General features: G+C 66.9%; 22 protein-coding genes and 1 tRNA gene. 8 read left to right on the forward strand and 15 right to left on the reverse strand.

Annotated features, from left to right (window positions below):
• Nucleotides 1-271 precede the first annotated feature (271 nt).
• Nucleotides 272-1,471, forward strand: coding sequence for an aromatic ring-hydroxylating oxygenase subunit alpha (locus tag ABGN05_RS11895; RefSeq protein ID WP_367954217.1), 1,200 nt, complete (start codon nt 272-274; stop codon nt 1,469-1,471).
• A gap of 33 nt (nt 1,472-1,504) precedes the next feature.
• On the opposite strand, the gene ABGN05_RS11900 is transcribed toward ABGN05_RS11895, so the two are convergent.
• Nucleotides 1,505-2,704 carry a citrate/2-methylcitrate synthase gene (locus ABGN05_RS11900; protein WP_367954218.1) on the reverse strand — a complete coding sequence of 400 codons (1,200 nt, stop codon included), beginning with the start codon at nt 2,702-2,704 and terminating at the stop codon, nt 1,505-1,507.
• 77 nt (nt 2,705-2,781) lie between these two features.
• On the opposite strand from ABGN05_RS11900, the gene ABGN05_RS11905 reads away from it, so the two are divergent.
• Complete coding sequence (locus tag ABGN05_RS11905) at nt 2,782-3,870, forward strand: citrate synthase/methylcitrate synthase (RefSeq protein WP_367954219.1); 1,089 nt, start codon at nt 2,782-2,784, stop codon at nt 3,868-3,870.
• Nucleotides 3,871-3,894: 24 nt separating this feature from the next.
• On the opposite strand, the gene ABGN05_RS11910 is transcribed toward ABGN05_RS11905, so the two are convergent.
• The gene (locus ABGN05_RS11910; protein WP_367954220.1) at nt 3,895-4,443 is read right to left on the reverse strand and encodes a VOC family protein; all 549 of its coding nucleotides are present in this window, start codon (nt 4,441-4,443) and stop codon (nt 3,895-3,897) included.
• Between the two features lie 124 nt (nt 4,444-4,567).
• Complete coding sequence (locus tag ABGN05_RS11915) at nt 4,568-5,992, reverse strand: aminotransferase (protein WP_367954221.1); 1,425 nt, start codon at nt 5,990-5,992, stop codon at nt 4,568-4,570.
• Nucleotides 5,993-6,244: 252 nt separating this feature from the next.
• On the opposite strand from ABGN05_RS11915, the gene ABGN05_RS11920 reads away from it, so the two are divergent.
• From ABGN05_RS11920 to ABGN05_RS11930, 3 genes are read left to right on the forward strand one after another with little or no spacing between them, the layout of a single operon-like run.
• A complete protein-coding gene (locus tag ABGN05_RS11920; protein ID WP_367954222.1) occupies nt 6,245-7,165 on the forward strand; it encodes an ABC transporter permease in 921 nt (306 codons plus the stop codon).
• On the forward strand, nt 7,162-7,986 hold the full coding sequence (locus tag ABGN05_RS11925) for an ABC transporter permease (protein ID WP_367954223.1): 825 nt from the start codon (nt 7,162-7,164) through the stop codon (nt 7,984-7,986). Before ABGN05_RS11920 ends, ABGN05_RS11925 begins: the two co-directional genes overlap by 4 nt.
• A 7-nt stretch (nt 7,987-7,993) precedes the next feature.
• Nucleotides 7,994-9,067 carry an ABC transporter ATP-binding protein gene (locus ABGN05_RS11930; RefSeq protein ID WP_367954370.1) on the forward strand — a complete coding sequence of 358 codons (1,074 nt, stop codon included), beginning with the start codon at nt 7,994-7,996 and terminating at the stop codon, nt 9,065-9,067.
• 171 nt (nt 9,068-9,238) lie between these two features.
• Here ABGN05_RS11930 and hpxZ read toward each other — a convergent pair whose 3' ends face one another.
• The 10 genes from hpxZ to atzF all read right to left on the reverse strand — a co-directional run bounded on the left by hpxZ (nt 9,239) and on the right by atzF (nt 19,797).
• The gene (hpxZ, locus tag ABGN05_RS11935; protein WP_367954224.1) at nt 9,239-9,628 is read right to left on the reverse strand and encodes an oxalurate catabolism protein HpxZ; all 390 of its coding nucleotides are present in this window, start codon (nt 9,626-9,628) and stop codon (nt 9,239-9,241) included.
• 2 nt (nt 9,629-9,630) lie between these two features.
• Nucleotides 9,631-10,404 (reverse strand): 5-formyltetrahydrofolate cyclo-ligase, encoded by a 774-nt coding sequence (locus ABGN05_RS11940; protein ID WP_367954225.1) that lies wholly within the window; start codon nt 10,402-10,404, stop codon nt 9,631-9,633.
• Nucleotides 10,397-11,080, reverse strand: coding sequence for a cysteine hydrolase family protein (locus ABGN05_RS11945; RefSeq protein WP_367954226.1), 684 nt, complete (start codon nt 11,078-11,080; stop codon nt 10,397-10,399). Before ABGN05_RS11945 ends, ABGN05_RS11940 begins: the two co-directional genes overlap by 8 nt.
• 2 nt (nt 11,081-11,082) lie before the next feature.
• A complete protein-coding gene (locus tag ABGN05_RS11950) occupies nt 11,083-12,606 on the reverse strand; it encodes an ABC transporter ATP-binding protein (RefSeq protein WP_373695930.1) in 1,524 nt (507 codons plus the stop codon).
• A 20-nt stretch (nt 12,607-12,626) separates the two neighbouring features.
• On the reverse strand, nt 12,627-13,349 hold the full coding sequence (gene biuH, locus ABGN05_RS11955) for a biuret amidohydrolase (protein ID WP_367954227.1): 723 nt from the start codon (nt 13,347-13,349) through the stop codon (nt 12,627-12,629).
• 10 nt (nt 13,350-13,359) lie between these two features.
• The gene (locus ABGN05_RS11960) at nt 13,360-14,280 is read right to left on the reverse strand and encodes an ABC transporter permease (protein ID WP_367954228.1); all 921 of its coding nucleotides are present in this window, start codon (nt 14,278-14,280) and stop codon (nt 13,360-13,362) included.
• Entirely contained in the window at nt 14,277-15,386 is a 1,110-nt protein-coding gene (locus ABGN05_RS11965) for an ABC transporter permease (protein ID WP_373695916.1), read from the reverse strand. The genes ABGN05_RS11960 and ABGN05_RS11965 overlap by 4 nt, the downstream gene beginning before the upstream one ends.
• 223 nt (nt 15,387-15,609) lie before the next feature.
• On the reverse strand, nt 15,610-16,713 hold the full coding sequence (locus ABGN05_RS11970; RefSeq protein ID WP_367954229.1) for a BMP family ABC transporter substrate-binding protein: 1,104 nt from the start codon (nt 16,711-16,713) through the stop codon (nt 15,610-15,612).
• 219 nt (nt 16,714-16,932) lie between these two features.
• A complete protein-coding gene (locus ABGN05_RS11975; RefSeq protein WP_367954230.1) occupies nt 16,933-17,922 on the reverse strand; it encodes an isopenicillin N synthase family dioxygenase in 990 nt (329 codons plus the stop codon).
• Nucleotides 17,923-17,976: 54 nt separating this feature from the next.
• Complete coding sequence (gene atzF, locus ABGN05_RS11980; RefSeq protein ID WP_367954231.1) at nt 17,977-19,797, reverse strand: allophanate hydrolase; 1,821 nt, start codon at nt 19,795-19,797, stop codon at nt 17,977-17,979.
• 225 nt (nt 19,798-20,022) lie between these two features.
• Between atzF and ABGN05_RS11985 the strand changes: the two genes are divergently transcribed.
• The gene (locus tag ABGN05_RS11985) at nt 20,023-20,931 is read left to right on the forward strand and encodes a LysR family transcriptional regulator (RefSeq protein WP_367954232.1); all 909 of its coding nucleotides are present in this window, start codon (nt 20,023-20,025) and stop codon (nt 20,929-20,931) included.
• Nucleotides 20,932-20,995: 64 nt separating this feature from the next.
• Here the strand turns inward: ABGN05_RS11985 and ABGN05_RS11990 are convergent.
• Together ABGN05_RS11990 and ABGN05_RS11995 are read right to left on the reverse strand one after the other, a co-directional pair.
• Nucleotides 20,996-21,072: transfer RNA gene (locus ABGN05_RS11990), tRNA-Arg, on the reverse strand.
• A 122-nt stretch (nt 21,073-21,194) separates the two neighbouring features.
• On the reverse strand, nt 21,195-22,358 hold the full coding sequence (locus ABGN05_RS11995) for a M20 aminoacylase family protein (protein WP_367954233.1): 1,164 nt from the start codon (nt 22,356-22,358) through the stop codon (nt 21,195-21,197).
• A gap of 171 nt (nt 22,359-22,529) precedes the next feature.
• On the opposite strand from ABGN05_RS11995, the gene ABGN05_RS12000 reads away from it, so the two are divergent.
• Nucleotides 22,530-23,675 (forward strand): D-alanyl-D-alanine carboxypeptidase family protein, encoded by a 1,146-nt coding sequence (locus ABGN05_RS12000; RefSeq protein ID WP_367954234.1) that lies wholly within the window; start codon nt 22,530-22,532, stop codon nt 23,673-23,675.
• Nucleotides 23,676-23,682: 7 nt separating this feature from the next.
• A complete protein-coding gene (locus ABGN05_RS12005) occupies nt 23,683-24,801 on the forward strand; it encodes a CobW family GTP-binding protein (RefSeq protein ID WP_367954235.1) in 1,119 nt (372 codons plus the stop codon).
• Nucleotides 24,802-24,813 lie beyond the last annotated feature (12 nt).

Genomic DNA, 24,813 nt, shown 5'->3' on the forward strand with positions numbered 1-24,813 from the left:
TGGTGTTAACCTCCGGGCGTTTCGCCTGAATGCCGAAAACTTCACACAATTGTTTCGACCGGTAACGCGAGCCACGGCGCCAGCGTCGCAAAGGCTCCGCGGGCGAGGTCGGCTCCTCGGCGGTTCAGGGCTAAGTCGCGGTGCCGCCAGCGCTTTTTCGGGCGGAATGCCAGAGCTTGTAGGGAACCGTGTTGAAATCTCTAACCCATTGCAATTGATCGATAAATGTGTTTATGTTGAATGAACATTCAGCAATGATGGGAGCAATACCGTGAACCGCCCGCTTCGTGACGTGGCGATCCCGAACGATTGGGACCGTAGCGGACTCCCCGGCTGGACCTATCACAGCCCAGCTTTGCTCGAGCTTGAAAAGGAGCAGGTCTTCCGCAGCCACTGGCAGATCATCGGCCACGTGTCGGACGTGCCGGAGGCGGGCGACTATCTCACCATGGACGTCGTCGGCGAGCGCGCGCTGGTGGTTCGCGGCAAGGACGGGGTGGTACGCGGGTTCCACAATCTGTGCCGCCACCGCGGCAGCCGCGTCGTGGCGGACGAGCAGGGAAGCTGTAAGAACGCGCTGGTCTGCCCCTTTCACGGCTGGGTCTACAATCTTGACGGCACGCTACGCGGCGCGGCCCGGCCGCGCTCCTTCCCGGAACTCGACAAGGTGGAGTTCGGGCTGAAGCCGATCGATCTCGAAGTCTGGATGGGCTTCATCTTCATCCGTTTCCGGCAAGGTCCGCAGCCTTCGGTCGCGGAACTGATGCGGCCGGTCGAGGCTGAGATGGCGCATTACCGCGCCGCCGAGATGATGCCGGCGTGGGGGATCTGGACCCAGCAATCGGCGGTGAACTGGAAATCGGTGCGCGACGTCGACAATGAAGGCTACCACGTCGCCATGGCGCACCCGGCGCTCCAGGACCTCTACGGCGCGACCTACTATGACGAGCCATTCATCAACGGCGTGTCGCGGTCCTACGCCACCTACAATCCGCACGCGGGACGGCGCTGGAGCGTACGCAACTACGTCAAGATCGCGCCGGCGCCCGATCACCTGCCGGACAATCTGAAAAGGGCCTGGCTCTACTACGGCATATTCCCCAACACCGTGCTCGCCATGACGCCCGAGACCGTGCAGTTCTATCAGGAGTTTCCCCTGTCGACGGGCGAGACGATCCTGCGCGGCGCGATCTACCGCTATGCGGTCGAGACCCGCGAGCAGGCCGCCGCGCGGTATCTCGCCTTCCGGATCGACCGCGACACGCAGGCCGAGGACGTACAGCTCACGGTCTGGTCGAACGAATCCATGCAGTCGGAGGCCTTTGACGGCTTCTATCTCTCCGACCTCGAATACGGCGTGCGTTCGCACCATGACCATCTGCGCCGCCTCCTTCCGGTCATGAATCTCGAAACTCCGCCCGACGACAAGGACGTCTGGAACCTCAACGAGGCTCTCCTCAGCCGGTCCTGAGCAACGGACTGGGCCGTTCGGCGCCGGACGGGATCAGGTGCGGCCCGGCACTGGCCCGACATAGCGGGCGCGCGGACGGATCAGCGTTCCCGTCGCGAGCTGTTCCATCGCATGCGCCACCCAGCCGGCTGTGCGGGCGATAGCGAAAAGCGCCAGTTCATGCCCGATGGCCAAGCCGAGCGAGCGCATCATCACCGCCAGTGCGAAATCGATGTTGGGATGCAGTCCCGTCGCCTCGGTGATCATCGCGGGTGCATCCACGGCCAGCCGCTGCTGGTCGCCAGATTTCGCGAGTTCGGCCAGGAGGTGTTCGGCGCGCGGATCGCCGCGCTCGTACACGGTGTGGCCGAAGCCGGGCATCGGCTCGCCCAGCGCCACGCGCTCTCGGATGTTCCGCGCCATGTCGCCCTCCGCGAGGTCGGCGACCAAATGGGCGGCGAGCGGTCCGGCGCCGCCATGCTTCGGGCCCTTCAGTGCCACGAGGCCGGCGATGGTGGCATCGTAGAGGTTGAGCCCGGTCGAGGCGGCGCAGCGCACGGTGAAGGACGAGGCGTTGAGCTCGTGGTCGGCCAGAAGCACCAGCGCCCGCCGGAAGAGGTCCTCCGCCTTGCGATCGTCCGGCGTCCAGGCCTGCGCCACTTGGCGGTGCAGCGGGGCACTCCCAGGCGCGCGCTCGAGGATCGCCGAGGTCACCAGCCGCATGACGCGCGCGCCGACCTGCGCGCGGCCGTCACGCGTCCGGTTGAAGGCGCGCGGGTCGCCGTCGCCGGCAAGTGACAGGACCGCCACCGCGCGAGCGATGGGGGAGGGCTTCTCGATGGCGCCGGCGACGATGCGCATGGCGCCGCTCAGTTCGGGCAGGTTGTCGGGCTCGAAGGGATCGATGCTGTCGATGCCCCAGAGCAGCGTCGCCGCCTGCTCCAGCGTGCCCTGTTCCGCCAGCGCTACGGCGGGAACGCCCCGGTAGATAGGCCCGGCCTCGGTGATGGTCGAGATCGACGATTCGATCACGGGCATGTCGCTGGCCGGCTCCCGCGCCGTCCCCGATGGCGCGCGGCGGTTCTTCAGTGCCCGCACGTCGTCGGCCCTGTAGCGCCGGGCGCGCGTGTCCGGCACCGGCTCGGAGCGGATCAACCCCCGACTGACATAGGCGTAGAGGGTGGCGGGCGAGACACCGAGTTCGCCGGCCGCCTCGCGGGCGTTGAGATAGAGCGGCTCTTCGATTTTTTTCATATTGATCATGCTAATCAAGATTGATCAATATAGAAAGGGTCTCCAATCTCTTCGGCACAGCAAAAGGAGATCCCACCATGACCCTGCACTCGAAAACCCCGATCGGGCTGGACGGCGTCGTCGCCGCTGCCACGGCGCTGTCGCACGTGGACGGCGAGCGCGGCGAACTCATCATCGCGGGGCAGCGTCTCGGCGAACTGGCACGGTCGGCTTCTTTCGAAGAGGTGACGACGCGGCTCTGGTCGCTCGCGCATGGCGAGGAGATCGATCCCGATGGGGTGAAGACGGGATTGGGCGTCGCCCGCGAACGCGCCTTCGAGACTCTGCCGCGCATCCTCGCGGCAAGCGACGGCCTGCCGGTGATCGCAGGATCCCGTGCGGGCGTGGCAGCGCTCGGTCCGGTCGACGGTCTGTCGGATGAAACCGCCATCATCGGAGCGATGCCGGTGATCGCGGCCGCACTTGCGAGGCGTGTTAACGGATTGGCGCCGGTGGCTCCCGACCGGTCGCTCGGCCATGCGGCCGACACGCTGCGCATGCTGCGCGGCGAGGCTCCCACGGAGGCCGAGGCGAAGGCGCTCGATGCCTATCTCGTCACCGTCAGCGACCACGGCATGAACGCCTCGACCTTCGCGGCGCGGGTCGTCGCGTCCACCAATGCCGACCTCTTCATGGCGGCGACAGCGGGATACTGCGCCCTGACGGGGCCACTGCACGGCGGGGCGCCGGAGCCCGTGCTCGCCATGCTCGACGCCATCGGATCGCGCGACAACATCGCCGGATGGATCGACGCCGCGCTTGCCCGCGGCGAGCGGCTGATGGGCTTCGGCCATCGCATCTATCGCGTGCGCGATCCCCGTGCGGACGTGCTGAGGACGGCGGTCGGCCTGCTCGGCGGGCGCGGCGTCGATCTCGGCTTCGCGGCCGAAGTCGAGGCCTATGCCCGCGTCGCGCTGGCGAAGGCCAAGCCCGACCGGCCGCTCGATACCAATGTCGAGTTCTACACTGCGATCCTGCTCGATGCCCTGCGCATCCCCCGCGCCGCCTTCACCCCCATCTTCGCGACCGGCAGGGCGGCCGGGTGGACCGCGCACGCGCGCGAACAGCAGCGGACGGGTCGCCTGTTGCGGCCGGCCTCGCTCTACACGGGCGTGGCCCCGGGATAGGTTGAGCGGCCGATCCGATTCCGGCTAGGTCCGTGGCCGTACCGGGCCCTGGCCGTCCCATCCGCGCGCGGCCTCGCGGAATCCGGCGAACATCTTGGCGGTCGCCGGCAGAAACTCGATTACCTCGATCATTGCCGGCAACGCGCCTTTCGTATCGAAGTATCCTACCCGCGCTCCGTTTGCGACTTCGGCTTCGTAAGCCAGTTCGAAACCGGCCGAAGCATAGTGTTCGAGCGCGGCTCCATAGTCCTCCGCGGCCATGCCGAAATGGTGCAGTCCCGGTCCGGTACGGTCGAGTATCTCGCGGTAGACGGACGGCGTATCGTCGAGTTGCTGGATCAGTTCGAACTGCATGTCCCCGGCGTAACCCATGGCGATCGCCAGCGCGGTACTCGTCGGCTTTCCCCGATAGCTCTGACGGGGGAAGACGCCGCGCTCTCGCAGGAACCATGGGCCGACGCCCAGGCGGCGCGTCATCTCCTTCATCGTGGAATGAATGTCGAGCGTGACGAAGGCCGTCTGGACGAGGCGGCCGGCGGAAGCCACGGGGCTGAACGATCCTGCGGGATCCATGAGCAACTCCCCCAATATCAAGCGGCACGAACTCGATAAAAGCGGTTGCGGACCTCCGCAAGCCTCTTGCTCAGTCGTTGCACATTTGGTCGCGTCCTGGCTGCGCACGACGCCCGCCGCAACGTCAGCCCTGCCAGACGCCTTCGGCGCGCAGTTCATCCATCGTGCGCGATATTCCCTCGTGGAGGATGGCGACCATGTGGTCGACCTGCTCGCGCGTGATCGTGAGCGGTGGCGACATCACACACATGTTGATCAGCGGCCGCACCAAGAGGCCGAGTTCGTGGCAATGCCGGTCGATGCGCTTGCCGACGTCGTTGTCGAGTGCCAGCGGGTTGCGGCTCTCGCGGTCGGCCACGCATTCCACGCAGGCCATCAGGCCGGCGCCGCGCACCTCGCCCACCAGCGGCAGGTCCTCCAGCGTCTTCAGGCGCTCCTGGAAGTACGGCCCGACCTGCCGCGCGTGCTCCAGGATGCCGCCTTCCAGCAGGTCGAGGTTCTTCAGCCCCACGGCGCAGCCGATCGGGTGGCTCGAATAGGTATAGCCGTGGCCGAACATGGCCGCGGCATGGTTGGACTTGCGCAGCACCTCGGTCAGGCGCGACGAGATCATCACCCCGCCGAGCGGGAAATAGCCCGACGTGACGCCCTTGGCGAAGGTGATCATGTCAGGTTCGATCCCGAACACCTTCTCCGACGCAAAGACTTCGCCGAGCCGGCCGAAGGCGGTCACGACCTCGTCGGAGATGTAGAGGATGTCGTTCTCGCGGCAGATTTCGCGGATGCGCGGGAGATAGCCGGGCGGCGGAACGATGACGCCGCCGGAGGCCTGCACCGGCTCTCCGACGAAGGCGCCTATCCTGTCGGCGCCGCGACTAGTGACGGTTTCGCGGAACTCGTCGACCAGGAAGTCCGTGAAGCCTTCGATGCTCATCCCCGCCGGCCGGCGGAACGGGTTCGGGCAGGTCAGCTTGATCACCAGGTCGTCGGCGCCGTCCATCCAGTCGCGGTCGCGCGGGCGGCCGTTCAGCGACGCCGAAAGATAGGTGGAGCCGTGGTAGGCGCCGCCGCGCGAGATGATCAGCTTCTTCTCCGGCCGGCCGCGCACGTTGTTGAAAAACTGCATGAAGCGCAGCGCGGTCTCGACCGCCGACGACCCGCCGGTAGTGAAGAAGACGTGGTCGAGATCGCCGGGCGCGTGGGCTGCCAGCCGTTCGGCGAGCTCCGCCGACGGATCGCTCATCGTGTACCAGGGTGTGTTGTAGGAGAGCGTCATCGCCTGATCGTACATGACGCGCGCGAGTTCCTCGCGGCGGTGGCCGACGTTCACGCACCACATGCCGGCCGGTCCGTCGATCAGCCGCCGTCCTTCGCCGTCTGTTATGTAGATGCCGTCGCCGCTGCCGATCGGCGTGCGCGCCTCGTTGCCGATGGAACCCGCATAGGGCCAGGGCTGGATCAGATGTCGCTCGGCGCTTCGCTTCAGCCCGTCGCGATGCTCGGAAGCGGCATCGCCGCGCCTGAATTCTGCCTTCTCGACGGCCGCCATTTCCTTACCTCGATGATCTCTTGCCGTCCCGGCCAAGATGCACGCCGCAAATCACCGGAAAACCGACGGAAATCCGGCACATATTGAATATCCGTTCAATCAATATCGCAGAAATAGCGCTTGATTTCAATCCGCGGATGCGCTCTTGATTGCCGAATGCGCGGTGGCAGGGGAACCGCGTGTCTCGCGACCGGGGAGACAAGTGACGCCGAGTCCCTCGCCCACACAAATCATCGCGCCCGGAGAGCCGCATTGACGACGGCCGCGGAAGGCGCGGGCGGACTCGCCGCCGGGAGGGCGCCGCGCCGCGGCTCCTTCCTGCGATCGGAGGAAGCCCGGGGCTTCGCCCTGATCAGTCCGACCTTCCTGTTCGCGCTCGCCATGCTGGCTGCGCCCATCCTCGTCATCGTCGCGCATTCCTTCTGGACGCAGGATTATCTCACGATCGACCGGACCTTCACGCTCGAGAACTACCGGATCGCGCTGACGGAGCCAATCTACCGCGATCTTCTCGGGCGCTCGCTGGTCCTGTCCTTCACGGTGAGCACGCTCACCGTGCTGCTCGCCTATCCGGTCGCCTACTACATCTCCTTCCACGGCGGGCGGCACAAGGCGCTGCTGCTCTTCCTCGTCACCATCCCGGCCTGGACGAGCTACCTTTTGCGCGTCATGTCCTGGAAGGTCATCCTCGGCTACAACGGCGTGCTCAATTCGGCACTGCTTGGCGTCGGCGTCATCGACGAGCCCTCCACGGCCTTTCTCTACAACACCAACGCGGTGCTGATCGCGCTCACCCATGCCTGGGCGGTGTTCGCCATCCTGCCGATCTACGTCTCCCTGGAGAAAGTCGACCGGACCCTGCTCGAAGCCGCAACCGACCTCGGCGACGGACCGGTCCGCCGCTTCCTGCGCGTGACGCTGCCGCTGACGATGCCGGGCATCATTGCGGCGCTGATCATCGTGATGATCCCGACGGTCGGCGACTACGTCACGCCGCGCCTCGTCGGCGGCAAGGACGGCGTCATGATCGCCAATGCGATCGAGGTGCAGTTCAAGAAGGGGGCGAACTGGCCGCTCGGCTCCGCGCTGTCGGTGACCACGATGGTCGTCATCACTCTCATGGCGGGCGCCTGCGTAGCGGTGCTGCGCTGGGCCGCGAGGCGGATCCGATGAGGGCAGGGCGGATCTTCGGCGGAGCGAACGGGCTCAGGCTCTACGCGGCACTCTACGTCGCCTTCCTCTATCTGCCGGTCCTCCTGCTTCCGCTATTTTCGGTCAACGATTCCGCCGTTCCGAACTTCCCGCTCACGGGCTTCACGTGGAAATGGTACGAGAGCCTCGCCGATACGCCCGTGCTGCTCGACGCGGCCTGGAACAGCGCCATGGTCGGAACCGCCGCAGCCGTCATCGCCACCCTGCTCGGCATCTGCGCCGCCCGCGCGATGACGCGCTACCGTTTCCGCGGCCAGAAGGCGATGAGCGGCCTCATCATGGCGCCGCTGGTGCTGCCGGAGATCATCATCGCGGTAGCGCTGCTGGTCGTGCTTTTGCGCCTCGGCCTCGAACTCTCGCTCCTGTCGGTGGTGCTCGGACATGTGCTGATCTGCGTTCCCTATTCGGTGACGGTGCTCATTGCCGGCTTCGAGGGCTTCGACCGTAGCCTGGAGGAAGCCTCGACCGACCTCGGCGAGACGGCGTTCGGGACCTTCCGGCGCGTGACGCTGCCGATGGTGGCCCCTGCCATCGTCTCCAGCCTGCTCGTCTCCTTCACCATCTCGCTTGACGAATTCATCCTCGCCTTCTTCCTGACCGGCACGGATTCCACGCTGCCGGTCTACATCTGGGGACAGTTGCGCTTCGCAGCGCGCCTTCCCACCGTACTGGCGCTCGGCACGGTCATGCTGGTTGCCTCCTTCATCCTTCTCACCATCGCCGAAATCTTCCGCCGGCGCAGCGCGCGCCGTACCCAAGTCGAGGGAGGCCTGTTTGCCTGAACGGCCGATGATCGACGTCGATCACGTCACCAAGACCTACGGCAATTTTAACGCCCTCGACGACGCCTCGCTCGCCATCCACGCCGGCGAGTTCTTCTCGCTGCTCGGGCCGTCCGGCTGCGGCAAGACCACGCTGCTGCGGATGATCGGCGGTTTCGATTCCCCCACGCGCGGGTCGATTGCGATCGACGGCCAGCCGATGGACGGAATCCCCGCCAACCGGCGCCCCACCAACATGGTGTTCCAAAGCTATGCCATCTTCCCGCATCTCAACGTCGAGCAGAATGTCGGCTACGGCTTGAAGCGGCTGAGGCTCGATGCCGCCGAGGAGAAGCGCCGGGTGGGCGAGGCGCTGGCGCAGGTTTCGCTCGCTGGATACGGCAAGCGCGCCGCGCACGAGCTTTCGGGCGGCCAGCGGCAACGCGTGGCGCTCGCCCGCGCGCTGGTCATGCGCCCCAAGGTTCTGCTTCTCGACGAGCCGCTTTCGGCGCTGGACAAGAAGCTGCGCGAGCAGATGCAGGTGGAGCTCAGGAGCCTCCAGAAGGCGGTCGGCATCACCTTCGTCCTGGTCACCCACGACCAGTACGAGGCGCTCGCCATGTCAGACCGCATCGCCGTGATGTTCGGCGGCAGGATCGCCCAGACGGCGACGCCGAAGGAGATCTACCAGAGGCCGGTGAACCGCCAGGTTGCCGATTTCCTCGGCGGCATGAACTTCATCAAGGCCGAGATCGTCGGTGAGAACGGCAAGTCTATCGTCGTGGAAACGCAGAGCTTCGGCCGCATCACGACGGACCGGCCGGCCCAATGGGCGCCGAACGGCAATGCCGCCACTGTCGGCATCAGACCCGAGCGGCTGCGCGTCCTATGGGACGGCGAGACCGCCGCGCGCGAACTCGCCGGAAAGGTGGTCGACCGACATTATTTCGGCGAGATCACCCATCTCGTGGTCGAGATTCCGGGCATGGAAATGCCCCTTTCGGTGACCGAGACCAACGATTTCGGCGCCGACGACATTCCCGTCGGGGCCGATATCCGGCTCGCCTACGATCCCGACGCGCTGGTGGCGATGGCCGATTGACGGGCTGGTGCGACGCGCTCGAAAAGTGTGATCGCCGACCCGCGCGACACACTGCTGTTACCTTACTTTAGGAGATTGCGGTCGACGCGTTTCATGCCCCCGCGTCGAACCCTCGGCCCGGCTGCTTCGGCAGTCGGGTCTTGTTTTTTCAAGCCCGTTTGCCGCGAGCGATCAAATGGCGCCCGCCGCATCCTCGATCATGCTGACATGCGCCGCCGCGACCTTCCAGCCGTCGGCCGTCCGGATCCAGGTCTGCATCTGCCGCCCCACCTGTCCGGGAAAGTCGTCGCGCCGGAACAGCGTCGAGGCGATTGCCAGGTCGTGCCCGTAGGTGGTGATGAGCGTGCGGGAGAGCGTACGCGTGAAGGGCGACTGGACCGAGCGGAAGCGCCGGATCTCCTCGATCCCGTACTGAATTTCCGCAACGCCATACCGGACCGTGGCATCCGAGTGCAGGAACATGGCATCCAGCGTTGCGGCGTCGTTTTCCAGCAGCGCGGTCTCGTAGGCATGAAACACCGCCGTCACCTGCGCCAGCGTCTCGGGATCGTCGACCACCATCCTCAAACCCCCGCCCGTCGCGCCAGCATCCGGTCGCGCAGGCGCGACAGGAATGGGATTGTCTCGAACTGGTCCTGCCGCACCTTGTCCCACGACACGCCTTGTGGCCGGGGCATCGCGTTACGGGTCTCGATCAACTCCAGCTCCGTGGCGACGAAGTCGAGCGGCGTGTCGTGAGCCTCGATCACCACCCGCTCGTCGGGAACGATCTGGACGGAATGCACCGTCGTCGCCATCGGCGTGTCGGCGGTCACGATGCCGAGTTCGCGAAATATGCCGGTCTCGAGATCGGCGAAGCCGGCACCCTTGCCGGTGCGTCCTCCCGCCCGGCCGACGGCGACCGAGCCGACGACGCAGAAGTCGAGCGGCTCTATGTCCTCGAACTCAATCCGCTCGCCATGCTCCATGAAGCCTTGCGCGGTCGCGGCGAGTTCGTAGGAGATACCGTCGGCGGCGAGCGTCTTCGGGTCGAGCCGCAAATAAGGGAATTCGCGCGTCAGGTACGGCACCGGCGTATAGACCGTCTTGCCTTCGTAAAGCGCCCGGATGCGGATGGGGATCTGCGGGTGGTCCGGGTTCGTCTTGACCGTCTTCGCGTCCTGCCAGGCCTGCGTCTGCGCCAGGCGCCAGGCCGCGACGTCGGCGCCGACGAAGTTCGGGATCATGCTCCAGGCGGGACCGATCGCCACGCCCTCGTCTTCCAGCCTGCGCCAGATGTCGTGGCGCACGGCGTCCTTGCCCGGGTTGCGCCCGGCCCAGCGGCCCTTTTCAGGCATGCGCGATCTCCTGCGAAAGAGCCTGCTCCAGGCTGGCAATCCCCGCCGTCCAGCCGACGATGCCGCCCTGCGCGACGATCATCTCTATTGCCGCCGCCTTGAACTCAGGGAAGTAGCTTTCGGTGGCCTCCTCGATCAGCAGGCATTCGTAGCCGCGGTCGTTGGCCTCGCGCATCGAGGTCTGGACGCAGACCTCCGTCGTCACCCCGGCGAAGACGAGCTGCGCGATGCCCATCTCCTGCAGGCGCTCGTGCAATCCCGTCGCCCAGAACATGCCCTTGCCGGGCTTGTCGATCTCGATCTCGCCGGGTATCGGTGCGAGTTCCGGCACGATCTGGTTGCCAGGTTCTCCCGCGATCAGGATTCGTCCCATCGCGCCGTCGTCCCCGATCCGCAGCCCGGGTTTGCCGCGCAGTCGTTTCGCGGGAGGACAATCCGAGAGATCCGGCCGGTGCGCCTCGCGGGTGTGGATCACGGGCCAGCCCCGGTCGCGGAACAGTTCGAGCAGCCTTGCCACCGCCGGAATGGCCGGCAGCAGGCGCGACACGTCGTTGCCGAGCACGGCGCCGAACCCGCCCGGCTCGATGAAGTCGCGCTGCATGTCGATCACCACCAGCGCGACGCGCTGCGGGTCGAGGCTGAAGTCGTAGGGGCGGGCGGGGATAGAGATGGCCATCCTCAATGCCCCGCCATGTGCTGGCCGATCGTGTTGCGGTCGGTCTCGCCGATTGGCGCGACGTAGCTGATCGTGCCGCCCGACATCACCGCCACCCGGTCGGCGAGTTCCAGGATCTCGTCCAAATCCTCGCTGACCAGCAGCACCGCCGCGCCGCGGTTGCGCTGCTCCATGATCTGGCTGCGGATTTCCGAAACCGAGGCGAAGTCGAGGCCGAAGCACGGATTGGCGACGATCAGGACGTCGACGTCGCCCGACAGTTCGCGCGCCAGCACCGCGCGCTGCACATTGCCTCCCGACAGCGCCTCGATGGGCGAGTCCGGCGAGGTCGTCTTCACGCGGTAGAGCGCGATCAGTTCCTCCGCCTTCTTGCGCATCGGCCCTGGCGACAGCCACCAGCCGAGGCTCGCCACGGGAGGCTTGTCGAAGGAGCGGAAGGCCATGTTCTCGGCAACGCTCATGCGCGGAACCGTGGCGTTCTTCAGCGGCTCCTCGGGCAGGCCGAAGACCTTGAACCGGTCGAAATCGGAACGCTTGGGCTCGAATGGCTTGGCGTGGATGAAGATGCGCCCGTCCGACAGCGGCCGCTGACCGGCCAGCGCCTCCACGAGCGCGCTCTGTCCGTTGCCCGATACGCCCGCGATGCCGACGATCTCACCGGCGCGGACCTTGAGGTTGACGACGTCGATCGCCGGCCGTCCTTCCTCGTCCTGTGCGCAGAGCCCGGCAAGCTCCAGCACCACCGGCTGGTCGTTGTGGATGCGGCGCTCGGCGCGCTCGCGCACCTCGGTGTCGCCGATCATCATGCGGCTCATCTCGGCGACGGTGGCGGAGCGGGCGTCGCCGGTTCCCGTCAGCCGTCCGCGCCGCAGCACGGTGAAGCTGTCGCAGAAGGCCTTCACCTCGCGGAACTTGTGCGAGATCATCAGGACGGTGATCTCGCCGCGCGATGCCATTTCCCCCAGCAGCCCGAGCACCTCGTCCGCCTCGCCGGGAGTCAGCACCGACGTCGGCTCGTCGAGGATCAGGACGCGTTGGTCGAGATAGAGCAGCTTCAGGATTTCCAGCTTCTGCTTTTCGCCGGCCGAGAGCGTCGAGACCTGCGCGTTCAGCGGCACGCGGAACGGCATGCGGTCCATGAAGGCTTCGAGCTTCGGTTTCTCTGACTTCCAGTCGACGATCGCCGGGGCGTCCGCCCGCGAGATGACGAGATTCTCGGCAGCGGTGAGGCAGGGAACGAGAGTAAAATGCTGGTAGACCATGCCGATACCGAGATCGCGCGCGTCGCGGGGGCTGCGGACCGCCGCTTCCTGTCCGTCGAGCAGCACGGATCCGCGCGTGGCGGCGTAAAAGCCCATGATGCATTTGACGAGCGTCGACTTGCCCGCGCCGTTCTCTCCAAGCAGCGCGTGGAACGAGCCGGACTTGACGTCGATGGACACATCGTCGAGCGCCACCAGCGGCCCGAAGATCTTGGTCATGCCGATGGTCTGGAGCGAGGGCGCGCGCCTGGCTTCCGTCGCCATGTCCAACGAGGTCGCGGCGCTCATGGCAGTGCCTCCAGGAATGCACCGGACGTGGCGACGGCGCCGAACACGCCGCCCTGCATCTTGATCATGTCGATCGCCGCGAGGTGGTTTTCGAGCTTCGTCGCCGCGCAGCAGTCCTCCAGCAGAAGGCATTCGTAGCCCCGGTCGTTGGCGTCGCGCATGGTCGTGTGCACGCAGACGTCCGTGGTGACGCCGGACAGCACGATGTTGCGTATGCGCTTGTTCCGCAGCACCAGCTCGAGGTCTGTCGCCAGGAACGAGCCCTTGCCCGGCTTGTCGATGATCGCCTCGCCCGGCTCGGGCTGCAGTTCCGGGATGATCTCCCATCCGGGCTCGCCGCGCACGAGGATGCGCCCGCACGGACCCTGGTCGCCGATGCCGGCGCCGATGCGCTGCGACCGCCAGCGCTTGTTCGCCGGCAGGTCGGAAAGGTCCGGCTTGTGGCCCTCGCGGGTGTGGATGATCGGGTAGCCCTTGGCGCGAAGCGCCTCCAGAACCTTCGCGATCGGCACGATCGGCGCGCGGGTCAGCGAGATGTCGTAGCCCATGGAGTCCACGTAGCCGCCGGGAGCGCAGAAGTCGGTCTGCATGTCGATGACGATGAGGCACGTATTGTGCGGGCCGATGTCGCCGTCGAACGGCCAGGGATAGGGATCGGCGGCAACCGTGACGGCTCCGGCCACCAGGGCTTTTTCGATCCGTTCGTCGACGAGGCTCATGGTGTCTTCCTCACTTCACGATGGAGAGTTCGCCCGGCACTTCACGCGCCGCGCTCTTGGAGCGGGCCGAGGCGATCATGATGAAAAGGGTCAGGATGTAGGGGGCGGCATTGAAGAAGTAGTAGCCCTGGCTGATGCCGACCGATTGCAGCGCGGGCCCGATGGCGCCCGCCGCACCGAACAGGAGTGCGGCGAAGATGCAGCGTATCGGGTCCCACCGCGCGAAGATGACCAGCGCCACGGCCATCAGGCCTTGCCCAGAGGACAGGCCCTCGTTCCAGCTTCCGGGATAGTAGAGCGACAGGAAGGCGCCGCCGACGCCGGCGAGGAAGCCGCCGGCCGAGGTCGCCAGCAGGCGCACGAGATCGACCGAGACGCCCATCGCCTTGGCCGAGGCGGCGCTGTCGCCGGTCATACGTACGATCAGGCCCCAGCGCGTGGTGCGGAACGCCCATGCCATGAAGGCGGCGAGCGCGATGCCGACGAAGAACAGCGGGTTGACCTGGAGCGCCTGCGCGACCAGCGGATCGCCGGACCAGTCGGCCAGATGGATGGCTTCGAGCCGTGGCGCGGTCGGCTGGATGTAGGGCTTGCCGAAGAAGAAGGCGAGGCCGGTGCCGAAGCTCATGAAAGCGATGCCGACAGCGATGTCGTTCACCTTCGGCAGCTTGCAGATATAGCCGTGCATGGCGCCGAGCACGAGGCCGGAGCACCCGGCCATGAGGACGCCGAGCCACGGGCTGCCGGTCGAATAGGAGCCGGCATAGGCCACCATGGCGCCGAGCACGAGATTGCCCTCCAGCCCGAGGTTGATGCGCCCGGATTTCTCGGTCAGGCATTCGCCCAGCGCCACGAACATGAAGGGCGTCGAGACGCGGATCGCGCCGCCCAGCATGGCGATCAGCACGATGAAGAGTTCGCCGCCGCTCATGTCCGGTCTCCCGTGGTGCGCGCCTGCAAGAAGGGGATGCGTCCGTAGAAGGTCTCGCTGACCAGAAGCACCACGAAGATGATGCCCTGCAGCACCAGCACGGTGGCGTCGGGCATTCCCATCCGCCGCTGGATCAACCCGCCCGAGGCGGCGAGCGCGCCGAACATGATGGCCACTGGAACCACCGCCAGCGGGTTCTGCCGGGCGAGGAAGGCGACGAGTATGCCGGTGAAGCCGTAGCCCGCGACCAGCGAGGCATTGGCCTGCCCGTGCACGGCCGCGACCTCGAAATAGCCGGCGAGCCCGGCACAGGCGCCTGCGATGGCGCAGCAGGCGACGACGAGGGGCCCGACCGGCAACCCTTGTGCCTGGGCTGCGCGCACGTTGCCGCCGGTCATCCGCGCGGCGAAGCCGAAGGTGGTGCGCGACATCAGGATATAGAGCACGACCGCGAGCAGGATGCCCGCCGCCAGTCCCCAGTGGACCGAGGTCCCGGGGATGGCGCCGACCCGGTAGGCGTCGCCGATCGGCATGGTGGACGGCTTGTTGGCAGAGGCCGGATCGCGTAGCGCGCCTTCCACGAAGAAGTTCATGATGGCGATGGCGATGTAGGTCAGGAGCAGCGACGATATGGTCTCGTTGACGCCGCGATAGTGCCGCAGCCAGCCTGCGAGGCCGATCCAGACGGCGCCGGCAGCCATGGCCGCGAGCGCCATGATCGGCATGGTCAGTACCGGCGACCAGCCGCCGCCGACCAGCGGGATGGCCACCGCGGCGGCGCAGAAGCCGCCGAGCACGAGCCCGCCTTCCGCGCCGATGATCGTCAGGCCGATGCGGGCGGGAATGGCGAAGGCGAGCCCGGTCAGCACCAGCGGCGCGCTGCGCTGCAAGGTGTTCTGGATCGAAAAGCTGGAGCCGAAGCCGCCGGTCCAGATCAGGCTGAAGAAGGTCGCTGGCGATTTCCCCAGCGCGAGAAGGAAGACCGAGAACAGGATCGCCGAGGCGACGAGCGCCCCGAGCGGGATCACCAGCGCCTCGACGGCGCGCATGGCGCTCGGGCCGAGGCTGATTTGCCGGGTGGCGGGGGGAGAGACGATGGCGGTCATGAGAATACCCCTCGTCTGGCCGTACCTCTACCCCTGACCCCTCCCCACAAGGGGGAGGGGGAGGCGGCGTCGCTCCGCGCTTCCACTGAAGGAGACTTTGCGGTCACAGAGTCCCCTTCCCCCTCGTGGGGATAGGTCAGGGGTGGAGGTATCGACATATCCGCTGCCCTCGAATCTGTTTGCCGGAAAGCGGCGGCGAGAACCGCCGCTCAGTAAGCTCGCATCAGGTGGTCGAGCCCTGGACGCCTTCGAGCAGGTAGCCCATTCCGTCCAGCACCGGGTCGTAGTTGTCCATCGGGCCTTCGATGACGAGTTTGCCCGTGTTGTCCTTGAGGGGGCCGACATAGATCGGCTTGCCGGCCTTGAGGCCTTCGATCGCCGCGTCGGCCGCCTTGATCGCCTCCGGCGTCGCGCCGGCGCCGTAGGGCGTGTTGCGGATCATGTCGTTGTGGTAGCCGCCGACGATGAAGTTCGGCAGTGCCTCGCCCTTGGCCAGTGCGTCCGCGTAGAGCTTGTAGATTGTCTCCCACTTATATTCCGCGCCGGTGATGAAGCCCTTCGGAGCGAGCGGTGCCTGGCTGGCATTGTGGCCGCAGGTCTTCACGCCGCGTCCCTCCGCGGTCTCGACCACCACCTTCGGCCCGTCGACATGGCAGGTGATGACGTCGCAGCCGGCGTCGATCAGCGCGTTCGCGGCTTCCGCCTCGCGCACCGGCAGCGACCATTCGCCGGTGAAGATCACTTGGACCGTCGCCTCCGGATTGACGCTCCTTGCACCGAGCAGCACCGAATTGATGTTGGACAGCACCGACGGTATCGGCTTGGCGGCGACGAAGCCGATCTTGTTCGTGGTGGTGGAGAGGCCGGCAGCGACGCCGTTCACGTAGTGCGCCTGGTTCAGGTAGCAGAAGTAGCTGCCGGCATTCGTCGGATCGCCTTCCTTCCACAGCGGCGCGGCGTGGCGGAACTGGACGTCGGGGTACTTCTTCGCCGACTCGACCACGAAGGGGTTGTAGTAGCCGAAGGAGGTGGCGAGGATCAGGTTCGCGCCGTCGAGGTTGATCATCGATTCCATCGACTGCGAGACCGCGTCGGTCTCGGGAACGTTCTCCTCCTCGATGACCGTGACGCCTGGCACCTGCTTGAGGATGTCCATGGCCACCGCATGGGCCTGGTTCCAGCCGAAGTCGTCGCGCGGTCCGACATAGACGGCGCCGAGCACGATGGGCTGTTGCGCGCGGGCGGCCAGGCCGAGCGGTAGGGCCGATGCGGCGAGGCCGGCGGCGCCGGCCTTGAGGATGGATCGGCGGGAGAGAAATTGCGTCATGAGATGCTCCACGGGTTAGCGGTTGAGTTCGAATTGCCGGTTGCGCGGCGGCCATCCTGCTTCAGGGAGGCAAGCCGTATGCCAGCCGGCGCAGCCATGCCGGGCGCCGGCCAAGTCATTGTCACGAAAGATTCTTTCGCGGCTGCGGCCGGTCTTTCCGGCAGCCTGCAGCACGCCGCTAGCACAAGCTTTGTGCACCGATCGTTTGATGCCTGCGGACTAGGCATGGGTCTTCGATGCCTCCTTTGCGCCTTTGCCGAGCCCGGATGTCTCGTAGGTCGGCGACAGACGGCTGAGCAGGAAGGCGTCGCCGCGGATCGGCACGTATCGCGCCGGCCGGTCGTCGCTGGCACAGTTCGGCAGGCAGGCAATCTCGGCCTCCGGGTTGGGGTCGAGAAAGAAGGCAATCGAGAAGCGTTCGCGCCCGCTCGGGCTAACGACGCGATGCGGCGTGGAGACGTAGATGTCGTTCGTCCAGCGCATCAGGCAGTCGCCGATGTTGCACACGAACGCGCCCGGAACGTGCGGCGCCTTCAGCCATTCGCCCGCCCGGTTGCGCACCTCCAGCCCGCCGACGCCATCGGTGGCGAGCAGGGTCACGCAGCCGTAGTCGGTGTGTTCGCCGGCGCCGAGTTGCCCTTCGTCGAGGCGCTCTGGCGCGGGCGGATAATGCAGCAGCCGCAACACCGCCATCGGCCGGTCGAGCTTGTCCTCGAAGAAGTCCTCGTCGATCCCGATATCGATCGCGAATGCGCGATGGATGGCGCGTCCGAGCCCGTGGCAGGCATCGAAATAGGCGAGCATGGTGTCGCGGAAGCCCGCCATCTCGGGCCAGCGGTTCTCCGCCCGGAACATGCGGCCCTCGACGATCTCGGGATCGTCGGGCGGCAGCTCCAGCCCGATGTTGAAGGCTTCCTTCAGGTCGGCGGGCTTGGTGGGATCGAGTGCCTCCCCCTTCATCGGAACGTAGCCGCGATTGCCGCTGGCCGAATAGACGGACCGCATCTTCTTCGCCTCGTCGCGGGCGAAGAAATCCGCAGACGCTTCGAACGCGCGATCGATCAAACCTGCGGGAACAGAATGGTTCGTCACGTAGAAGAAGCCGATGTCGCGGCAGGCGCGGCCGATTTGTGCCGCCAGCGCCTCGACCGCGGCCGGGCTCCCGCCGTCAAGGGCGGAGACGTCGATCAGGGGGATGTTCCCGCTCATGGAGCCTTCCTCCATGTGATCCCGTCGCGCGATTCCATGCGATGAGCCTGCGGTCTAGACGGCATAGGCCCGCGCCTCCCGTGCCGGCGGCTGCGACTGCATGCGCAGGTAGCCGCGCCAGCCGCCTAGCCGGCTGATGTCCTTGGCACCCTCGAGGCCCGAACTCTCGCAGAGAAAGCCCTTCACGCTGGTGCCGTCCTCAAGGGAAACACTTCCGATGCAGAGCGGCGCGGGGATGCCGGCGATGAAATCCCCGAAACGCTTGCGCGGCAGCGCCCACACTTCCAGCTCGATGGCGGTCGCTTCGCCCGGGCTGCGGACCAAGCCCGGCCGGAATGGCGGGCCGCCGGGCAATGCATGCAGCGTGTAGCCGGGTGCCGTCCTGCATGCGCGCAGGAAGCGCCCATCGCGCGCGGTGAGTTCGCGGTTGAGCGGCAGGCCCGACATGTGTGCTCCGCAGACCGCCACCGCGATCTCGTCCGCCGCGACATCCGAGATCTTCGCCGAGGCGGTGGCACGCGGTCGTCCGGTGGCGCCGAGCAGTCCTTCCTCGACCTTCGCCGCCACGGCCGCGGCCAGCGCATCCCGTCCCTTGCGCGCGAGCATGGTGACGCTGCCTGGACGTCCGTCGGACCGCACTCCGGCGGGCACCGCGATGCCGCACATGTCGAGGAGGTTGACGAAGTTGGTGTAGGTGCCGAGCCGGCTGTTCGGACCGATCGGGTCGGCGGCGATCTCGGCCATCGAGACGAAGGTCGGGATTGTCGGAACGCAGATCACGTCCGCATCCTGGAGCAGTTCCTCGCAGCGGCGCTGCAATTCCTTCAGGCGGTAGAGACCGCCGAACGCATCCACCGCCGTCAGGCCGAGGCCGGGTTCGAGGATGGCGCGCGTGGTCGAATGCAGCGTCTCAGGCGCCTCGACCAGCCGGTCGCCGACAGCCGCCACGCGTTCCGCGAGCCACGCGCCCTCGTAGAGCATCCGCGCGACGGCATAGAACGGCTCGAAATCGATCTCCTTGACGGCGGCGCCACCGGTCTGCAGGCGCGCGATCGTCGCGCGGAAATGATCCGCCTGCGCGGTGTCGCCGAAGGTTTCCAGGCTTGCCGCGTCGGGAACCGCGATGCGGATGGCGGGCGGCGGCGGGGAGGCGACGGGCGCGGGCAGGACGCGCGAATAGGGATCTGCCGCATCGTAGGCGGCGGCTGCCTCAAAGACCTCCCATGCATCGCTGACGGTGAAGGCGAAGACCGAGATCGTGTCGAGCGTCCGGCAGGCCGGCACTACGCCGGTGGACGAAAGCGCCCCCAGCGTCGGCTTCAGCCCGACGATGTTGTTCAGTGCTGCCGGCACGCGGCCGGAGCCGGCCGTGTCGGTGCCGAGAGCGAACGCCGCGATGTCGTGCGCGACGGCGACGGCCGAACCCGACGACGAGCCGCCCGGCACGAGTTCCGGGTCGATGGCGTTGCGCGGAGCCGGGTAGGGCGTGCGCACGCCGACGAGGCCGGTCGCGAACTGGTCGAGATTGGTCTTGCCGAGGCAGATCGCACCCGCCGCCTTCAGCCGCGCGACGGCGAAGGCGTCGCCCTCCGCCCGGTAGGCAAAGTCCGGGCAGGCGGCCGTGGTCGGCATTCCCGCCACGTCGATGTTGTCCTTGACCGCGAAGGGGACGCCCCAGAGCGGGAGATCGGAGAAGGCGCCGAGCGCCCGCGCCGCGGCCAGCGCCGCCTCCCGCGCCTCGTGGATGAAGATACCGGGATCCGCCACCGCATCGAGCCGGCGGAACGCCTCCCGCACGACGTCCTCGGGCCGCATACCGGCGGCATAGGCCTCTCTCAGGGCGGCGAGGGTGAAGGGGAGGTCTTCGAGTTTCAATGCACTGTTTCCGTATGTCTGTCGTTCATGCCCCGCGGCGGCATTGCGCCTGCGGAGTGGGGCCGGACACGAGGAGTTGTCGTCTGGTGATCTGCATCGGCGGAGCCCCTCTCGAACATGAAAAGACGTTCACGGGCAGCTTGCAGCTTTTCCCGTTCGCTCAAACTGCTATGATTTCACCGATGCGGTGCAAAAAATGCACCGGCTGCGTGAAAGGCAAGCCGCATGAGGCACTTGCAGACGTTTCGCCTGATCGAGGCCGTTGCCCGCGCCGGATCGATGCGGAAAGCCGCGCAGGACATGAACATCACCGCCTCGGCGCTCAACCGGCGCATCAACCGTTTCGAGGACGAGTTCGGCGCCGAGATCTTCGAGCGGCTCGCCGGCGGCGTGCGGCTCAATCCCGCGGGCGAGCTCGTCCTGCACCACTACCGCGCCACGCTGTCGGACCTGTCGCGCGTGCAGGGGCAGGTCGCCGACCTCTCGGGCGAGCGGCGCGGCCACGTCTCCATCGCCTGCTCGCAGGCGCTGCTGCCCTATTTCCTGCCGCGGCAGATCGCCCGCTACCGCGCCGAGCACCGGGGCGTCACCTTCAGCGTCAACGTGCGCGACCGCGCCCAGGCCGAGCAGGAACTGGCCACCTATTCGAGCGACCTCGCGCTGGTGTTCGAGCCGGTCTACCTCGTCGATTTCGAGGTCGTGCACGTCGCGCCGCAGGCGGTCAACGTGGTGATGCGGGCCGACCATCCCCTCGCGCGCAAGCCGGAGTTGCGGCTTCGCGATTGCCTCGACACGCCGCACGTGGCGCCCTCGGCCAAGTTCGGCGTGCGACACCTGCTCGATTTCGCCGCCCGCCGCGGCACGCGCCGCGTCTCGCCGGTGGTCGAGACCGAGAGCTTCGAACTCATCCGCCACTACGTGCTGCACGAGGGCGTGATCGGCTTCCAGATCCCCATCGGCCTGCGCGATCCCGGCGACGGCTCGATCGTCTTCCGCCCCATCTCCGAACGCGACCTGCCGCCCGGCAACCTCATCCTCGGCCAGATGCGCGGCCGCACCCTCCCCGTCGCCTCGGCCCGCTTCGCCATGCAGCTGGCAACGGCGCTGAAGGACTATCCGGGGGAAATGCGCTGACGGTGGCAGGAGCGGGAGGCTCCGCGCCCCGCGCATTCGGATCGCATCAGAACCTTTGAAAAAATGGTGATCCCGACAGGATTCGAACCTGTGACCCTCAGATTAGGAATCTGATGCTCTATCCTACTGAGCTACGGGACCCCGGGCGCTTCAATACCCTCTCGCGGCGGATTCGCCAATAGGTTCGCGCCATTTCGGCGGCAATGCGCCGCTATCGGCGACGCATCTTGCGTAAGGCGCCGATGCTGCCGGCGGGCCGCCGGTCAGGCGGCCAGCGACTTCTCCGCAAGCCGCACCCAGTAGGAGATGCCGTGCGGGATTGCCTCGTCGTTGAAGTCGTAGGCGGGGTGGTGGAGGTTGGCCGTGTCGCCGTTGCCAATGAAGATGAAGGCGCCCGGCCGGGCCTCCAGCATGTAGGAGAAATCCTCGCCGCCCATTACCGCCGGCATGTCGTCCTCGACGTTCGGCTCGCCCGCCACTTCCCGGGCCACCGCGACGGCGAAGGCGGTCTCGTCGGCATGGTTGAAGGTGACGGGATAGTTGGCGTCGTACGCGATCTCGGCCACCGCATCGCCGGCCTCGGCGATGTTGGCCACGATCGTGCGGATCCGCTTTTCAGCGAGTGCGGCGACGTCCTTGCGAAGGGTGCGCACGGTGCCGGCGATTTCGGCGGTCTCGGGGATGACGTTGTAGGCGTCGCCGGCGTGGAACTTGGTCACCGATACGACCAGCGCCTCGAGCGGGTCGCTGCTGCGCGACACCACCGTCTGCATGGCGCCGACGATCTGGCTGGTGATCACGATCGGGTCGACCGTCTGGTGCGGGAAGGCGGCATGCCCGCCCTTGCCTCGCACGGTGATGGTGAATTCGGCGGTCGAGGCCATGATCGGGCCGGTGCGGGTCGCGAACTGGCCCACCGGCAGGCCGGGCTCGTTGTGCATGCCGTAGACGCGCTCGATGCCGAAGCGCTCCATCATGCCCTCCTGAACCATGACGTTGCCGCCGCCGCCGCCCTCTTCGGCCGGCTGGAAGATGACCGCCACCCGGCCGGCGAAGTTGCGCGTCTCGGCGAGGTATTTCGCGGCGCCCAGGAGCATGGAGGTGTGGCCGTCATGGCCGCAGGCATGCATGGCCCCGGCATTCTGCGATGTGTGCTCGACGCCGCTGGCCTCCCTGATCGGCAGGGCGTCCATGTCGGCGCGCAGGCCGAGCGTCGGGCCGGAGCCGAGGCGGCCGTTGATGATGGCGACGACGCCGGTCTTCGCTATCCCGGTCACCACCTCGTCGCAGCCGAATTCGCGCAGCTTGTCGGCCACGAAGGCGGAGGTCTTGAAGAGGTCGAAGTTGAGCTCGGGGTTGCGGTGGAGATGGCGGCGCCACTCCGCCACTTCCTTCTGCATCTCGGCGGCCCGGTTCAGGATCGGCATGTTCGGTGATACTCCGTCTGATGCGCGCCGCGTCCGGCCGCCCCGCGATTTCGTGATCGGCGGAGTTTTGCCATTCCGGCGCCACATGCGATAGATACGAGCGCAATGCCCGCGGTTCGGCCTCATGGCCGGATTTGGGCAACCGTATCGCAATTCCCTCACGAGGCGAAAGTGAAATCGACCAGACCGATCGCCCGGCAGTTCGCCGAGAATTTCGCCAAGCATGTCGCCGGAGCGGCAGTGACGGCCATGCTGATCGCCACCGGCCCCGCCATGGCGGGACCTTCAATCCTCGTCGACCTCGACAGCGGCAAGGTGATCGAGCAGGAGGACGCCTTCAAGCGCTGGTATCCGGCCTCGCTGTCGAAGCTGATGACGACCTATGTCGTGTTCCGCGCCATCCAGGCCGGGGAGGTGACGCTGCAATCGCCGGTGCGCATCACCAAGCGCGCGGCCAAGGAACCGCCGAGCAAGATGGGTTATGCGCCGGGCTCGGAACTCACCCTCGACAGCGCGCTCAAGATCATCATGGTCAAGTCGGCAAACGACGTCGCCACCGCCATCGGCGAGAGCATCGCCGGATCGGAAGAAGCCTTCGCCGCGAGGATGAACGCCGAATCGGCCCGCCTCGGAATGACCGGGTCGCATTGGGTGAATGCACACGGCCTGCATTCGGATGAGCAGTATTCCACCGCGCATGATCTCGCGGTCCTTGCGCGGGCGCTGCGCACGGAATTCCCCCAGCATGCGACCTACTTCAAGCTCGAAGGCATCGTCGCCGGCAACGCCAAGATAAAGAATCACAACGACCTGATCCGCCGGTTCGACGGCACCGACGGCATGAAGACCGGCTATACATGCCCGGCGGGCTTCAACCTCGTGGCAACGGCCACGCGCGACGGTCGCACGCTTCTTGCCGTGGTCATCGGCGAGAGGTCGTCGGAGGAACGCGCGGTGAAGGCCGCCGACCTTCTGGCCGCGGGGTTCGGCAGCAGCGTCGCGGACGCCCCGACGCTCTCGGCCATGGAGCCGCGGGGCGAAGGGCTGGACCAGCCGACCAACATGCGCGATCGGATCTGCACGAAGGCTGCCTACAAGGCGCGCCTCGATGCCGGCGAGGTCGACAAGAACGGCAAGGTGATCATCGATTCGCCCCACCTGCACGAGCCGACGCGAGATCCTGTTCTCGTCGCCGTCGGTCTCGGCGGCGCGACGGGGCCGCGCTCTCCCTTCGCCGCCCCGGTCGAGTATGCCGACGTTCCGATCCCGACGCCTCGCCCGGACTACACGCCCGTTCAGGCGAGCGCGGTCCGGTAGTGCGGCGGTGAACACTCCCGGCGCGCCGATACCCGTCACCGTGCTTACCGGCTTTCTCGGGGCCGGCAAGACGACGCTGCTCAACCGCCTGCTCAAGGATCCGGCGCTCACCGACACCGCCGTCATCATCAACGAGTTCGGCGACGTCGCCATCGACCATCTGCTGGTCGAGCAGTCGTCCGATGGCGTCATCGAACTCTCCGACGGGTGCCTGTGCTGCACGGTGCGCGGCGAACTGGTCGATACGCTGGCCGATCTCGCGGACCGCATGCAGACCGGCCGCATCCAGCCGCTCAAGCGCGTGATCGTCGAGACGACCGGGCTCGCCGATCCGGTGCCCGTGCTGCAGTCGATCATGGCCCATCCGGCGATCGTGGCCGCCTATCGCCTCGACGGCGTCGTCGCGGTCGTCGACGCGGTCAACGGTGCCGCGACGCTCGATCGTCACGCGGAGGCGGTGAAACAGGTCGCGGTTGCCGACCGGATCGTGCTCACGAAGACGGATCTCGCGCAGGAAGCGGCGGTCGCGGAACTGAGATCGAGGATTGCAGCGCTGAACCCCGGCGCCCCGGTCCTCGGGCCCGACGCGGGGCCCGGCGCGCTGCTGGACTGCGGCCTCTACGATCCGGCGACCAAGAGCGTCGACGTGGCGCGCTGGCTGCGCGACGAGGCCCTTCACGCCCAGGCGCACGATGGTCACGGCCACGATCACCACGACCATGACCACGAGCACGGCCAACTACACCGGCACGACGCGCGCATCCGGACCGTTTCGCTGGTGCTGGACCGGCCGCTGCCGCTGGCGACGGTGGAAAACTTCCTCGATCTCCTGCGCTCGACCCATGGCGACCAGCTGCTGCGCATGAAGGGCATCATCGAAACGGTCGAATGGCCCGACCGTCCGCTCGTCATCCACGGCGTCCAGAAGGTGCTGCATCCGCCGGTGCGGCTGGAGCGGTGGCCTGAGGGGCCGCGCGGCGTGCGCATCGTGATGATCACGCTCGACATGCCGGAGGATTACGTCAGGCGGCTGTTCGACGCCTTTGCCGGGCAGCCGCGGATCGACGCGCCAGACCGGGCGGCGCTGGAGGACAATCCGCTGGCGATCGCCGGCTTCAGGGGCTGAGCCTAGCTTCCT

Origin of the sequence: Aquibium pacificum (genome assembly GCF_040839445.1) — a bacterium.
Lineage (GTDB): Bacteria > Pseudomonadota > Alphaproteobacteria > Rhizobiales > Rhizobiaceae > Aquibium > Aquibium pacificus.